Here is an 11,882-nt window from a genome sequence, read left to right on the forward strand (position 1 = left end):
CCGGCTGGAAAAGCGTCCACCAGCTCACCGGATCAGGGCGGGCCGAGGCGCCGGTCGGGCCGGTACTTCGCTTCGTGTACGACCCGGATCCGGCGGTGGTCCGCGCACACCTGGTCGCCGAGTTGGCCGCCGAACTCGACGCCACGCTGGCCGACCCGACGATCGCCTATCTCTACGGCGACGACGCGACGCCCACGCCGTACGCTCGCTGCCTCGAGGTGACCGACGTGCTGCCGTTCTCGCTCAAGCGACTGCGCGCGCTGCTACGGGAACGCCGGGTAGGCCGGGTGGAGATCCTCAAGCGCGGCTCCGCGCTGGAACCCGAACGGCTCCGACGCGACCTGCGGCTGACCGGTGATCAACCGGCGAGCCTGGTGCTGACCCGGGTCGCCGGAGCACCGGCGGTGCTCGTCTGCCGACCCTCGGCCCCACGGGCAGCAGCCACCGAGAGCCCCTGGGCCGAGGCGCGGGCCGGGGACCAGGCGGCCGCTGAGCCACTGGCCCGAGGGGCGGACGGGGACTAGGTTGACGGCTTGACTTCCTCCCCTGCTTGAAGGTGGGGGGGTTCCCACTCTCGCGGGTGAGGGTTCCTGGTTCATCGCAGACAGCACGGAGGAAGGACCTTCGTGTCTGACGTCCGCTCCGCAGGCGTTCATCGTCTCCACCAGCCCGGCGGCGGCGGACCATGTTCGCCACGGCAAGTTCTTCCACGGCGATGGCGTCGAACCGACGCACGAGGTCGGTGCTGGTCTTGTGGAGGAAGTCTCGGCGGGCGTCGCGCACCCGCGAGTGGGGGCGCGCCATCTTCCGCTTGGCCTTGACTCGGTTCGCGGAGCCCTTCTTCCTGCGGGCCATCATCCGCTGGTACCGCTTCAATCGGCGTCGTGCCAGCGGCGATGCCGGGCAGCGAGAGTACGGTTCCAGACGACACGCACCCACCCGAACGTGCGGTTCAACACCGCCGCTTGTTCGGGTGTCGGGTAGGCCCGACACCTGTACGCCGTCCTCACACGACACATCTCACCAAAGGAGACGATCATGGCTGACAGGAAGTGGGCCGCCATTACTCCCTGCCCGGAACGGCGAGGCATCCTGGCGGCACTACGGTGACGGGACGGGGTACGCCGGCGACGGTGCTGCTGGCGAAGCGGGGGGTCACCCATCGCACCCACCCGTACGACGTCCCGGCGGACGCGCCGAACTACGGCGCGCTGGTCGCCTCGGTGCTCGGGGTCGCACCGGCGCGGGTCTTCAAGACCCTGGTGGCCGAAGTGGACGGGATGCTCACCGTGGCGGTGGTGCCGGTCACCGGCGAGCTGGACCTCAAGGCCCTTGCCGCAGCGGCGGACGGCAAGCGGGCCACGCTGGCCGAACGCGCAACGGCCGAACGCGTCACCGGGTACGTACGCGGCGGCATCAGCCCGCTCGGGCAACGCAAGCGACTGCCCACCGTGCTCGATGCCTCAGCCCTCGATCACCCCACTGTGTACGTGTCGGCGGGTCGACGAGGGCTCCAGGTCGAACTGGACCCGGCGGACCTGGTCACGCTCACCGGCGCTCGCACCGCTCGCCTGGCCACCGCCTGATCTTCGACACGATGGCGCGGCGTCAGTGGCGTTGACGTTGCCGAATTGTTACTGCCGACAACAAACTCGGGGGCGCAGCGGTCTTGTGTTGCCGCGCGGCGCGGAATACGTTGCCGGGCACAACAAAACGCATCTTGACCAGCTCTCACCCTCGAGAAAGGACCCTGCACATGCGCAAGGGTTTCCTCGCCATCGGTGCCGTGGGTCTGCTGACCCTCGGCAGCCTGACGGCCTGCGCCAACGAATCCGATGGCGGCAAGGACGGCTCCGACAAGACCCCGAAGATCGGTGTGATCCTGCCGGACAGCACGTCCTCGGTCCGCTGGGAGACCGCGGACCGCAAGTTCCTCGAGGAGGCCTTCAAGGCCGCCAACGTCGACTCGGTCATCGAGAACGCGCAGGGCGACAAGAATGCCTTCCAGACCATCGCCGACCAGATGATCACCAGCGGGGTCACCGTGCTGATGATCGTCAACCTGGACTCCGGCACCGGCAAGGCCGTCCTGGACAAGGCCAAGTCGCAGGGCGTGGCCACCATCGACTACGACCGCCTCACCCTCGGCGGCTCGGCGGAGTACTACGTCAGCTTCGACAACGTGGCGGTCGGCAAGCTCCAGGGCGAGGGCTTGGTCAAGTGCCTCACCGACGCGAAGGTGGAGAAGCCGGCGATCGCGTACCTCAACGGCTCGCCGACCGACAACAACGCCACCCTGTTCAAGGAGGGCTACGACTCGGTGCTCAAGCCGAAGTTCGACGCCGGCGAGTACACCCAGGTCGCCGACGACTCCGTGCCGGCCTGGGACAACACGCAGGCCGCGACCATCTTCGAGCAGCAGCTCACCAGGGCTGGCGGCAAGATCGACGGAGTGCTCTCCGCGAACGACGGCCTCGGTAACGCCGCCATCTCGGTGTTGAAGAAGAACAAGCTCAACGGCAAGGTCCCGGTGACCGGCCAGGACGCCGACCCGCAGGCGCTGCAGAACATCCTCGCCGGTGACCAGTGCATGACCGTCTACAAGGCCGTCAAGAAGGAGGCGGACGCCGCCGCCGAGCTGGCCATCGCGCTGGCCAAGGGCGAGCGCAAGGAGACCGGCCAGACGGTCAAGGACCCGGAGAGTGGCCGGGACGTGCCGTCCGTCCTGCTCACCCCGGTGGCGATCTACAAGGAGAACGTCAAGGACGTCATCGCCGACGGCTACGTGACCAAGGAACAGGTCTGCACCGGCAACTTCGCAAAGCTCTGCACCGACGCGGGCATCAGCTGACCGCACCCGCCCAGGCGGCGCCGCCCGGCACGGCAACCCCGTGCCGGGCGGCGCGACGCCGCTGGGACGGGCCCCGATCTCCCTTTGGGAATAAGGAGACCCCCGTGTCCGCGACCCCACTGCTGGAGCTACGCGGGATCGACAAGAGCTTCGGTCCCGTCCAGGTCCTGCGTGATGTTGCCCTCTCCGCCTACCCGGGCGAGGTGACGGCGCTCGTCGGCGACAACGGCGCCGGCAAGTCGACCCTGGTCAAGTGCATCAGCGGCATCTACCCGACCGACGCCGGCGAGTTCGTCTTCGACGGCCGTCCGGTGAGCATCAACAGCCCGCGCGACGCCGCCGAGCTCGGCATCGAGGTCGTCTACCAGGATCTCGCGCTCTGCGACAACCTCGACATCGTGCAGAACATGTTCCTCGGCCGCGAGAAGCGCAACGGCATCATGCTCGACGAGCCGACGATGGAACAGATGGCCGCGGAGACCCTGGCCGGGCTCTCGGTACGCACCGTCAAGTCGCTGCGCCAGCATGTCTCCAGCCTCTCCGGCGGCCAGCGTCAGACGGTGGCGATCGCCAAAGCGGTGCTCTGGAACAGCAAACTGGTGATCCTGGACGAACCGACCGCCGCACTCGGCGTCGCGCAGACCGCCCAGGTGCTCGAACTGGTCCGCCGGCTGGCGGACAACGGCCTGGCCGTCGTGCTCATCTCGCACAACATGAACGATGTCTTCGCCGTCTCCGACCGGATCGCCGCGCTCTACCTCGGCCAGATGGTCGCCCAGGTGCGGACCACCGACATCACCCACGCCCAGGTGGTCGAGCTGATCACCGCCGGTCGCTCCGGCGGGCTCGGCCTCGCCGCCGAAACGGGCGCCAACGGCAACGGCGCGGCATCGGCCGACCGCACCACCACGGAGGGCGCTTCATGAGCACCACCGCCGTCAAGCAGGAGGGACCGGCTGCCGTCGTGTCGGCACCCACCATCGGCAGCCACGCCCGTGACTACTGGCGCCGGGTACGCGGCGGCGACATCGGCGCGCTGCCCGCGGTCGGCGGGCTGCTCGTCCTCTGCACGATCTTCTCGATCATGCGGCCGTCGTTCCTCACCGCGGGCAACTTCGCCAACCTGTTCACCCAGGGCGCGGCGGTCACACTGATCGCGATGGGCCTGGTCTTCGTACTGCTGCTGGGTGAGATCGACCTGTCGGCCGGCTTCGCCAGCGGCGTCTGCGCGGCGGTGCTGGCCAACGTGGTCACCGTCTTTGGCCACCCCTGGTACGTCGCGGTGCTCGCCGCCGTGCTCACCGGCATGGTGATCGGCACCGCGCTCGGATTCCTGGTCGCCAAGGTCGGCATTCCCTCGTTCGTGGTCACTCTCGCCGGCTTCCTCGCCTTCCAGGGCGTGGTGCTGCTGCTGATGGAGGAGGGACGGAACATCTCCGTCCGCGACCCGGTGCTGGTGGCGATCGCCAACCGCAACCTGCCGCCGGCGCTGGGCTGGGCCCTGGTCGCGCTCGCGGTCGCCGGATTCGCCGTGGTGCAACTGCTGCGCTACCGCAAGCGCGCCGCACGGGGCCTGGTCAACGACCCGCTGGCCATGGTGCTGACCCGCATCGGCGTACTGGCCCTCGTCCTCGGCGTCGCCGTCTACGTGCTCAACCTGGAGCGCAGCCGCAACGTGCTGATCAGCTCGCTGAAGGGCGTGCCGATCGTGGTGCCGGTCATCGCCGTGCTGCTCGTGCTCTGGACCTTCGTGCTCCAGCGCACCAGCTACGGCCGGCACATCTACGCGGTCGGCGGCAACAAGGAGGCCGCCCTCCGGGCCGGCATCAACGTGGATCGGATCCGTATCTCGGTCTTTGTGATCTGCTCCACGATGGCGGCGACCGGTGGCATCGTCGCCGCCAGCCGGGCCAACTCCGTCGACCCGAACACCGGCGGCAGCAATGTGCTCCTCTACGCCGTGGGCGCGGCGGTGATCGGCGGCACCAGCCTCTTCGGCGGCAAGGGCCGGGTCCTCGACGCGGTCCTCGGCGGCGCCGTGGTGGCGGTGATCGACAATGGAATGGGCCTGATGGGCTACAGCTCGGGCGTCAAGTACGTGGTCACCGGTGTGGTGCTGCTCCTCGCGGCCAGCGTCGACGCGCTGTCCCGACGAAGAGCCGCCGCCACCGGCAACCGTTGATCCGCACCACCGAAAGCAGTAAGGCCCCATGCGCGCAGGACCCAGCCAGGACGAGATCCGTCGGCAGAACCTCGGCGCCCTGCTGCGATACGTGCACGTGCACGGTGCCACCAGCCGCGCCGAGCTGACCAACACGCTGGGGCTGAACCGGAGCACCATCGGCGCGCTCACCGCCGACCTCGCCGCGGCCGGCCTGGTGACCGAAGGTGCGCCGAAGGAGACCGGCCGGGCCGGACGACCGTCGCTGGTCGTCCGGCCCGAGTCGGCCCGGGTCTTCGCGTACGCCTGCAGCATCGAGGTGGACCGGCTGCGGGCCGCGCGGGTCGGTCTCGGCGGTGCCGTGCTCGACCGTCGGACGCTGGATCGGCCGCGCGGCCTGACCGCGGCGGAGGTCGCGCCGCTGCTGGCCGGGGCGGTCAAGGAGATGCAGCACGGGCTACCGGCGGATGCCGTCTGCGTCGGCGCGGGCGTGGCGGTCTGCGGGATGGTACGCCGCGACGACGGGCTGGTCCGGCTCGGCCCGACCACCGGTTGGGTGGACGAACCGATCGGTACGGCACTCGGCATCGAACTCGGCGTCGACGTGCCGGTCCTGGTCGGGAACGTGGCCGAGGTGGCGGCCTTCGCCGAGCACGCCCGGGGCGCGGCGGCCGGTTGCGACAACGTCATCTACCTCTATGGCGACGTCGGCGTAGGTGCCGGGATCATCGCCGGGGGCCGGCGGCTGACCGGGCACGGCGGCTACAGCGGCGAGGTCGGGCACATGGTCGTGGTCCCGGACGGGGCGCGCTGCGAGTGCGGCAACCGGGGCTGCTGGGAGACCGAGATCGGCGAGCACGGCCTGCTCCGGGCCGCCGGTCGATCCGACGCCCGTGGACGGGACGCGGTACTGGAGGTCTTCGACGCCGCCGACCACGGTGACGCCCGCGCCCAGACCGCCGTACGCCAGGCCGGCGACTGGCTCGGCTTCGGCGTGGCCAACCTGGTCAACATCTTCAACCCGGAGATGGTCATCTTCGGCGGCACGATGCGTGATCTCTACCTGGCCGCCGCCGCCCAGATCCGCAGCCGGCTCAACTGCAACGGGTTGCCCGCCTGCCTGGAGCACGTGCGGCTGCGTACGCCGAAGCTCGGCGAGGACGCCCCGTTGATCGGTGCTGCCGAACTCGCCTTCGAGCGGCTGCTGGCCGACCCTCTCGACATCGGCTGACCTCGGCCGTCCGGACGAACAGGAGCCGGTTTCGGAAACGATGAACTGATCGGCCAGACAATCCGTACCAGTGTGCGGACGGGCGGCCGGCGGATGCGGGTGCGCCCGTCGCGTAGCTGATCGGTTTTCGTGTCGAGGAGGCGCCGCAGACATGGCACCGCTGGATTCCGCTCGTCGCCGGCAGGGCAATCGGTCCCGTCGCTTGGCGGTGCTGCTCACCACGATCGCCGCAGCCCTCGTCGTGCTGCCCGGGACCGCGCTGGCCGCGCCCGTCGGCCAGCAACTCGCCGCAGCCGACCAGGCCCTGCTCGACGGGGTACGGATGGCCGGGCTCTGGGAGATGCCCGCCGGGCAGATGGCCGCCGAGAAAGGGCAGTCGCGGGTGGTCCGGGAGGTCGGTGCCGAGATCGCCAAGCAGCACGAGGAACTCGACCGACTCACCGTGGAGGCCGCCAACAAGCTCGGCGCGGTGATTCCGAACCAGCCGAGCGCCGAGCAGCAGCAGTGGCTGAAGGAGATGAAGGACGCCACCGGCGCCCGCTTCGACCAGATCTTCGTCACCCGCCTCCGGGTCGCGCACGGCAAGATCTTCCCGGTCATCGGCGCGGTTCGGGCCAGCACCCGCAACGACGTCATCCGCGATTTGGCCAACGCGGCCAACACCTTCGTCGGTGACCACATGGTGATGCTGGAGAGCACCGGCCTGGTCCGCTATGCCGAACTACCGCCCGCCGCGCTGCCCGCCCCGGGCGAGGACGGCCTGCTCGCCGCCGCGCAGGCCAACAGCGGCCCGCAGGTGGGCGTCAGCAACACCGTGATCTGGGCGATCTTCCTCGGCGCGCTCGGCGTCGGCGGTTTCCTCACGTTCCGCCTGTTCCGTCGCACCTGAACCGCCAACCGATGGCTGCGCGCACCCGGGCAGTTGCCCTGCTCGGGCTGATCCTGGCCACGCTCTGCGCCGCCCTGGGCCCCGCCGGACCAGCGGCGGCGCACGCCGTCGTGGTGAACACCACCCCGCAGCGCGACGAGGTTCTCAGCTACGCGCCCCGCGAGGTGCTGGTGACCTTCAGCGAACCGATCGCCGCCGTTCCCGGTCGGGTGCAGGTGCTCGCGCCCGACGGCAAGCGGATCAACGTCGGTGACCCGGAGGTCCGGGACGCGACGATGCGGATCACGCTGCGAGCCTCCGACCGGCCGCTCGGCACCTACCTGGTCAGTTACCGCGTCATCTCGGCGGACAGCCATCCGGTCGCCGGCAGCTTCACCTTCGCCGCCGGTGCGCCCTCGGCCACCCCGCCGCTGCCGCCTGGCACCGGGGCCGAGTCGCCGGCCAGGACGCTGGTGACGGTGGCGAAGTACCTCGGCTACCTGGGCCTGCTGCTGGCGGTCGGCCCGCCGCTGCTCACCGTGTCCCTGTGGCCCCGGCGACGGTCCCGGCGGGGCGCGACGGTCATGGCGCTGGTCGGGCTCGGTCTGGTCGCCGCCGCCACGGTGGGCACCTGGGTCGGGCAGGCCGCACAGGTGGTCGGCGCACCGGTCGGGCAACTCTCCCTGGCCGACCTGCGTGCGGTGGCCGACACCGACGTCGGGCTGCTGCTGGCCGCACGCCTGGCGCTGCTCGCGCTCGCTGCGGCGTTGCTGCCGGCGGTCACCCGGGGCACCGCCGGACGTCGGCGGATCGGCGCACTGGCCGTGGTGGGCGTCGCCGGACTGCTCACCTGGCCACTCGCCGGGCATCCGATCGCCTCGCCGGTGCCGCCGGTGAGCATCGTGCTGACCACCGTGCACATCGCCGGGGTCGTCGTCTGGCTCGGTGGGCTGCTCGCCCTCACCGTCTTCCTGCTCCGGGGCACCCACGAGCGGGTCCTCGCCCGGATCCTGCCGGCCTGGTCGAGGTGGGCCACGCTGGCCGTGGCCTGGCTCGTCACCGCCGGGGTGCTTCAGGCTGCGATCGAGTTGGGCCGGCCGTCGGCGCTGCTGGGCAGCACGTACGGCCGTCTGCTCTGCGCCAAGGCCGCGCTGCTGGCCGGGGTCCTGGCCGTGGCGGCCTGGCAGCGTCGGTTGATCCGGCGGCGAGTCGCCGCCACATCGCCCCGGCGGGTCGCCCGAGCGGCCGGCGTCGAACTCGCGGCGACCGCAGTGGTGCTGGCGCTGACCGCGGTGCTGGTGCAGACCCCGCCGGGTCGTACGGCCGGCACGGCGGCCGACGGGGTGACCCGGGAGGGCGTCGCGCAGTCGCTCACCACCGATTATTTCACCCTTCAGTTCGACATCTACCCGGCGATCGCCGGCGTCCCGAACAGCCTGCACGCCTACGTCTACACGCCTCAGGCGAAGGAGCTGCCGGTGGCGGAGTGGACCGTCACCGCCGCCCTGCCCGAGTCGGGCATCGAACCGATCACGGTTGACGTGTTCGCGCTGGAGCCGCACCACGTCACCGCCGAGATCCACTTCCCGGTGGCAGGCGACTGGACGCTGCGGATCAGCGCCCGGACCAGCGAAATCGACCGTTCCACCGCCACCACCACGGTGACCATCCGCTGAGCCGGCCGGTCGATGCCCGGCTCAGCGGTCGACCTGGGTGAAATCCCACGAGTGGGCGGGCCGGGCGAGCAGCATCACCGGCGGATCGGGCAGCGGCCGGGGGCTGCTGCGCCATTTCGAGATCACCACGACCCGGTGGTCGGTGGAGGAGAAGACCTCGCTGGACAGGTGCAGCGGGTCGTGCTCGAACTCGGGCAGGGCGGTGTCGCAGACCCAGGTGATCAGGTCGGCGAGCGCGTACGGCTCCGCCCGCGCCTCCCACATCCGTACGATCACGTCGCCGTCCTTCCTCAGACGCTGACCGTGGTCAGCGGCATCGCCGAATCCGCAGGCAGGTCGAGCCGGCTCGGCGCGACACCCGAGGCGACCAGGTGCGAGCCGAGCGCCGCCACCATCGCGCCGTTGTCGGTGCAGAGCCCGGGCCGGGGTACGCGAACCCGGACACCGTGCCGGGCGGCCCGCTGCTCCGCCATCGCCCGCAGCCGCGAGTTGGCCGCCACTCCCCCACCGATCACCAGAGTCTCGACGCCGTTGCTCCGGCATGCGTCCAGTGCCTTGCCGACCAGCACGTCGCAGACCGCCTCCTGGAAGGAGGCCGCGACATCGGCGACCGGGACCGGCTCGCCGGCCCGCTGCCGCGCCTCCACCCAGCGGGCCACCGCGGTCTTCAAGCCGGAGAAGGAGAAGTCGTAGCGGTGCCGGGCGAGATCCTTCGCCGCGGTCAACCCGCGCGGGAAGGCGATGGCCGCCGGGTCACCGACCCGGGCCTCCCGGTCGATGTACGGCCCGCCGGGGAACGGCAGACCGAGCAGCCGGGCGATCTTGTCGAACGCCTCCCCGGCTGCGTCGTCGATGGTGGCGCCGAGCGGCGTCACGCCCCGGGCCAGGTCGTCGATCAGCAGCAGGGACGAGTGCCCGCCGGAGACCAGCAGCGCGACCGACGGCTCGGGCAGCGGGCCGTGCTCCAACGTGTCCACCGCGACGTGCGCGGCCAGATGGTTCACTCCGTAGATCGGCTTCTCGGCGGCGACCGCGTACCCCTTGGCCGCCGCCACGCCGACCAGCAGGGCGCCCGCCAGACCCGGGCCGGCGGTGACCGCGATCGCGTCGATGTCGGCGATCGTCACCCCCGCCTCGGTCAGTGCCCGTTGCATGGTCGGCACGATGGCCTCGAGGTGGGCCCGGCTGGCCACCTCGGGCACCACCCCGCCGAACCGGGCGTGCTGGTCCACGCTGGAGGCGAGCGCGTCGGCGAGCAGGGTGTGCCCGCGTACGATGCCGACGCCGGTCTCGTCGCACGAGGTCTCGATGCCGAGGATCAGTGGTTCGTCTGCCATTGGGTTTCTCAGTCCTGGTTGCGCCGCATCACCAGCGCGTCGGTGTTGCTCGGCTGGTAGTAGCCGCGGCGTACGCCGATCGGCTCGAACCCGTACATCGCGTAGAGCCGCTGCGCCCGCGCGTTGTCCGCCGCGACTTCCAGCAGCACGGTGCGTACGCCCAGCCGGGCGGCCTCGGCCAGCAGCGCCTCCAGCAGCAGGCGCCCGACTCCCCGGCGCTGCGCCTCCCGACGCACCGCGACAACCTGCACCCACGCCTCGTCCGGAGCCGCGAGGGCCAGCCCGGCGTAGCCCAGTACCGCACCCTCGTCGTCGGTGGCGATCCGGTAGAAATGCCCGTGGGCCAGTTCGTTCCAGAACATCGCGGCGGACCATTGTTCGGCGCCGAAGAGATCCACCTCGATCGGCAGCACCTCGTCGATGTGCCACCAGCGGAACCGCCCGAGCCGCGGCCCGCTCATGGCGGCCCTTGGCTGCGGCTCGTTGGCGGCGGCCCTTGGCTGCGGCTCGTCGACGGCAGAACCGGCTTGCGCGCGGTCGCCGCGACGGCGTCCGGGCGACGCAGGTAGAGCGGAGTCAACGGTTCCCCGGGCGCCCCGGCGCGGATGCGTTCGGCGGCCAGCACGGCCAGCGCGTTCGCGTCCGGGTAGCGCGGCTCGACGCGCAGCGGCAGCCCGAGCGCGTCGGCGTACCGGTGCGCACCGTCGCCGACCGCGACGGTCACGGCCAGCTCCCGGGCCCGTTCGGCGGCGACCGCCGGCGCGTCGACCTCCGGGCCGACCATGCGCTCGCCGGCACCGTCGTAGACCGCCCAGTAGATCTCTCGGCGTCGCGCGTCGGTCGCCGCCAGCACCGGCTCGCCGACCGCCGCCGGCTGACCGATGGCGTCCAGCGAGCAGACACCGTACGCCGGAACGCCGAGCACCTGGCCCATCGTGGCGGCGGTGACCAGCCCCACCCGCAGCCCGGTGAACGGGCCGGGGCCGAGCCCGGCGACCATCGCGCCCAGGTCGGCCGGCCGGGCACCGATGTCGGCGAGCACCGCGTCCACCTGTGGGGCGAGCAGTTCGCCGTGCGCCCGTGCGTCGACCGTGCACCGGTGCGCCCGGGTCGTGACGCCACTCGCGGTGACCTCGACGAGCGCCGCGGTCACCGCCGGGGTCGAGCTGTCCACCACCAGTACGAGCACGGTGAACCAGCCTAGCCGCATCGCCTCCGGCCCTTGGACGCCCGCCCGCCATCGCCGCCGGGTCGTAGCGATCAATTCAATACTGCTGTGGTTCTCAAGGAGGCACGGGGCCAGGCCCGTCAGCGCCTGGCCCCGAAGCGACGGATTAGTTGCGGCGGCTCCACTGCTGGTTTGCTCCACCCCAGCAGCTGTACAGCTGGATCATCGCCCCGTTACCGCTGCCACCGGCGTCGAGGCACAACCCTGACTGCACTCCGGTGATCGTGCCGTTGGAGTTGATGTTCCACTGCTGGTTCGCGCCGCCGTGGCAGTCATAGATGATCACCCGCGTGCCGTTGCTGGTGCCCTGATTCGAAGCGTCCAGGCACTTGCCGTTCACCGTCAGCTGCCTGCTCGAGGTGTGGGTGAACCGCTGGTTCGAGCCACCCCAGCAGTCATACAACTGGATCTGAGTGCCGTTGCTGGTGCTCGAGTTCGGCACGTCCAGGCACCGGCCGGACTGCTGACCGACGATCATCTGGCCGGTACCGCCACCGGGCGGCGGGGTGGTCGGGTTGGTCGGGCCGGGG

General features: G+C 71.0%; 13 protein-coding genes and 2 pseudogenes. 8 read left to right on the forward strand and 7 right to left on the reverse strand.

Features of this window, described 5'->3' with window-relative positions:
* Window positions 1-17 precede the first annotated feature (17 nt).
* Window positions 18-422, forward strand: a pseudogene (locus Vqi01_RS31530) (THUMP-like domain-containing protein); the annotation flags it as partial.
* Between the two features lie 265 nt (window positions 423-687).
* On the opposite strand, the pseudogene Vqi01_RS31535 reads toward Vqi01_RS31530, so the two are convergent.
* Window positions 688-939, reverse strand: a pseudogene (locus Vqi01_RS31535) (transposase); the annotation flags it as partial.
* Window positions 873-1,163 carry a helix-turn-helix domain-containing protein gene (locus tag Vqi01_RS31540; protein WP_372444324.1) on the reverse strand — a complete coding sequence of 97 codons (291 nt, stop codon included), beginning with the start codon at window positions 1,161-1,163 and terminating at the stop codon, window positions 873-875. The pseudogene Vqi01_RS31535 and the gene Vqi01_RS31540, both read right to left, overlap by 67 nt.
* Here Vqi01_RS31540 and ybaK point away from each other — a divergent pair.
* The 7 genes from ybaK to Vqi01_RS06625 all read left to right on the forward strand — a co-directional run bounded on the left by ybaK (window position 1,107) and on the right by Vqi01_RS06625 (window position 8,787).
* Window positions 1,107-1,586, forward strand: a complete 480-nt coding sequence (ybaK, locus tag Vqi01_RS06595) for a Cys-tRNA(Pro) deacylase (protein ID WP_204033667.1) — start codon at window positions 1,107-1,109, stop codon at window positions 1,584-1,586. The two genes, Vqi01_RS31540 and ybaK, sit on opposite strands and share 57 nt — an antisense overlap.
* Window positions 1,587-1,756: 170 nt before the next feature.
* Window positions 1,757-2,851, forward strand: a complete 1,095-nt coding sequence (locus Vqi01_RS06600; RefSeq protein ID WP_204033668.1) for a sugar ABC transporter substrate-binding protein — start codon at window positions 1,757-1,759, stop codon at window positions 2,849-2,851.
* Between the two features lie 104 nt (window positions 2,852-2,955).
* Window positions 2,956-3,777 (forward strand): ATP-binding cassette domain-containing protein, encoded by an 822-nt coding sequence (locus Vqi01_RS06605; RefSeq protein ID WP_204033669.1) that lies wholly within the window; start codon window positions 2,956-2,958, stop codon window positions 3,775-3,777.
* Window positions 3,774-5,033: a sugar ABC transporter permease gene (locus tag Vqi01_RS06610; protein WP_204033671.1), complete on the forward strand. Its 1,260-nt coding sequence runs from the start codon at window positions 3,774-3,776 to the stop codon at window positions 5,031-5,033. The genes Vqi01_RS06605 and Vqi01_RS06610 overlap by 4 nt, the downstream gene beginning before the upstream one ends.
* Before the next feature lie 28 nt (window positions 5,034-5,061).
* A complete protein-coding gene (locus tag Vqi01_RS06615; protein WP_204033672.1) occupies window positions 5,062-6,243 on the forward strand; it encodes an ROK family transcriptional regulator in 1,182 nt (393 codons plus the stop codon).
* Between the two features lie 151 nt (window positions 6,244-6,394).
* Window positions 6,395-7,132 (forward strand): DUF4142 domain-containing protein, encoded by a 738-nt coding sequence (locus tag Vqi01_RS06620; RefSeq protein WP_204033673.1) that lies wholly within the window; start codon window positions 6,395-6,397, stop codon window positions 7,130-7,132.
* An 11-nt stretch (window positions 7,133-7,143) separates the two neighbouring features.
* Window positions 7,144-8,787, forward strand: coding sequence for a copper resistance CopC/CopD family protein (locus Vqi01_RS06625; protein WP_204033674.1), 1,644 nt, complete (start codon window positions 7,144-7,146; stop codon window positions 8,785-8,787).
* 21 nt (window positions 8,788-8,808) lie between these two features.
* Here Vqi01_RS06625 and Vqi01_RS06630 read toward each other — a convergent pair whose 3' ends face one another.
* The 5 genes from Vqi01_RS06630 to Vqi01_RS06650 all read right to left on the reverse strand — a co-directional run.
* Window positions 8,809-9,063 carry a hypothetical protein gene (locus Vqi01_RS06630; RefSeq protein ID WP_189046480.1) on the reverse strand — a complete coding sequence of 85 codons (255 nt, stop codon included), beginning with the start codon at window positions 9,061-9,063 and terminating at the stop codon, window positions 8,809-8,811.
* A 14-nt stretch (window positions 9,064-9,077) separates the two neighbouring features.
* On the reverse strand, window positions 9,078-10,124 hold the full coding sequence (gene tsaD, locus Vqi01_RS06635) for a tRNA (adenosine(37)-N6)-threonylcarbamoyltransferase complex transferase subunit TsaD (RefSeq protein ID WP_204033675.1): 1,047 nt from the start codon (window positions 10,122-10,124) through the stop codon (window positions 9,078-9,080).
* An 8-nt stretch (window positions 10,125-10,132) separates the two neighbouring features.
* Window positions 10,133-10,585 carry a ribosomal protein S18-alanine N-acetyltransferase gene (gene rimI, locus Vqi01_RS06640; RefSeq protein WP_204033676.1) on the reverse strand — a complete coding sequence of 151 codons (453 nt, stop codon included), beginning with the start codon at window positions 10,583-10,585 and terminating at the stop codon, window positions 10,133-10,135.
* Window positions 10,582-11,313, reverse strand: a complete 732-nt coding sequence (gene tsaB, locus Vqi01_RS06645) for a tRNA (adenosine(37)-N6)-threonylcarbamoyltransferase complex dimerization subunit type 1 TsaB (RefSeq protein ID WP_204033679.1) — start codon at window positions 11,311-11,313, stop codon at window positions 10,582-10,584. The genes rimI and tsaB overlap by 4 nt, the downstream gene beginning before the upstream one ends.
* A gap of 145 nt (window positions 11,314-11,458) precedes the next feature.
* On the reverse strand, window positions 11,459-11,882 hold a 424-nt coding region (locus Vqi01_RS06650; RefSeq protein ID WP_204033677.1), incomplete at its 5' end, for an RICIN domain-containing protein.

The organism is Micromonospora qiuiae (genome assembly GCF_016863555.1).
In the GTDB taxonomy this organism is placed as follows: domain Bacteria; phylum Actinomycetota; class Actinomycetes; order Mycobacteriales; family Micromonosporaceae; genus Micromonospora; species Micromonospora qiuiae.

Excerpts from the sequence above, each read along its gene's own strand:
- Vqi01_RS31540 (WP_372444324.1), bottom strand. The coding sequence starts at position 1,163 with ATGGGTGACCCCCCGCTTCGCCAGCAGCACCGTCGCCGGCGTACCCCG.
- Vqi01_RS06600 (WP_204033668.1), top strand. The coding sequence starts at position 1,757 with ATGCGCAAGGGTTTCCTCGCCATCGGTGCCGTGGGTCTGCTGACCCTC.
- Vqi01_RS06610 (WP_204033671.1), top strand. The coding sequence starts at position 3,774 with ATGAGCACCACCGCCGTCAAGCAGGAGGGACCGGCTGCCGTCGTGTCG.
- Vqi01_RS06615 (WP_204033672.1), top strand. The coding sequence starts at position 5,062 with ATGCGCGCAGGACCCAGCCAGGACGAGATCCGTCGGCAGAACCTCGGC.
- Vqi01_RS06620 (WP_204033673.1), top strand. The coding sequence starts at position 6,395 with ATGGCACCGCTGGATTCCGCTCGTCGCCGGCAGGGCAATCGGTCCCGT.
- Vqi01_RS06625 (WP_204033674.1), top strand. The coding sequence starts at position 7,144 with ATGGCTGCGCGCACCCGGGCAGTTGCCCTGCTCGGGCTGATCCTGGCC.
- tsaD (WP_204033675.1), bottom strand. The coding sequence starts at position 10,124 with ATGGCAGACGAACCACTGATCCTCGGCATCGAGACCTCGTGCGACGAG.
- rimI (WP_204033676.1), bottom strand. The coding sequence starts at position 10,585 with ATGAGCGGGCCGCGGCTCGGGCGGTTCCGCTGGTGGCACATCGACGAG.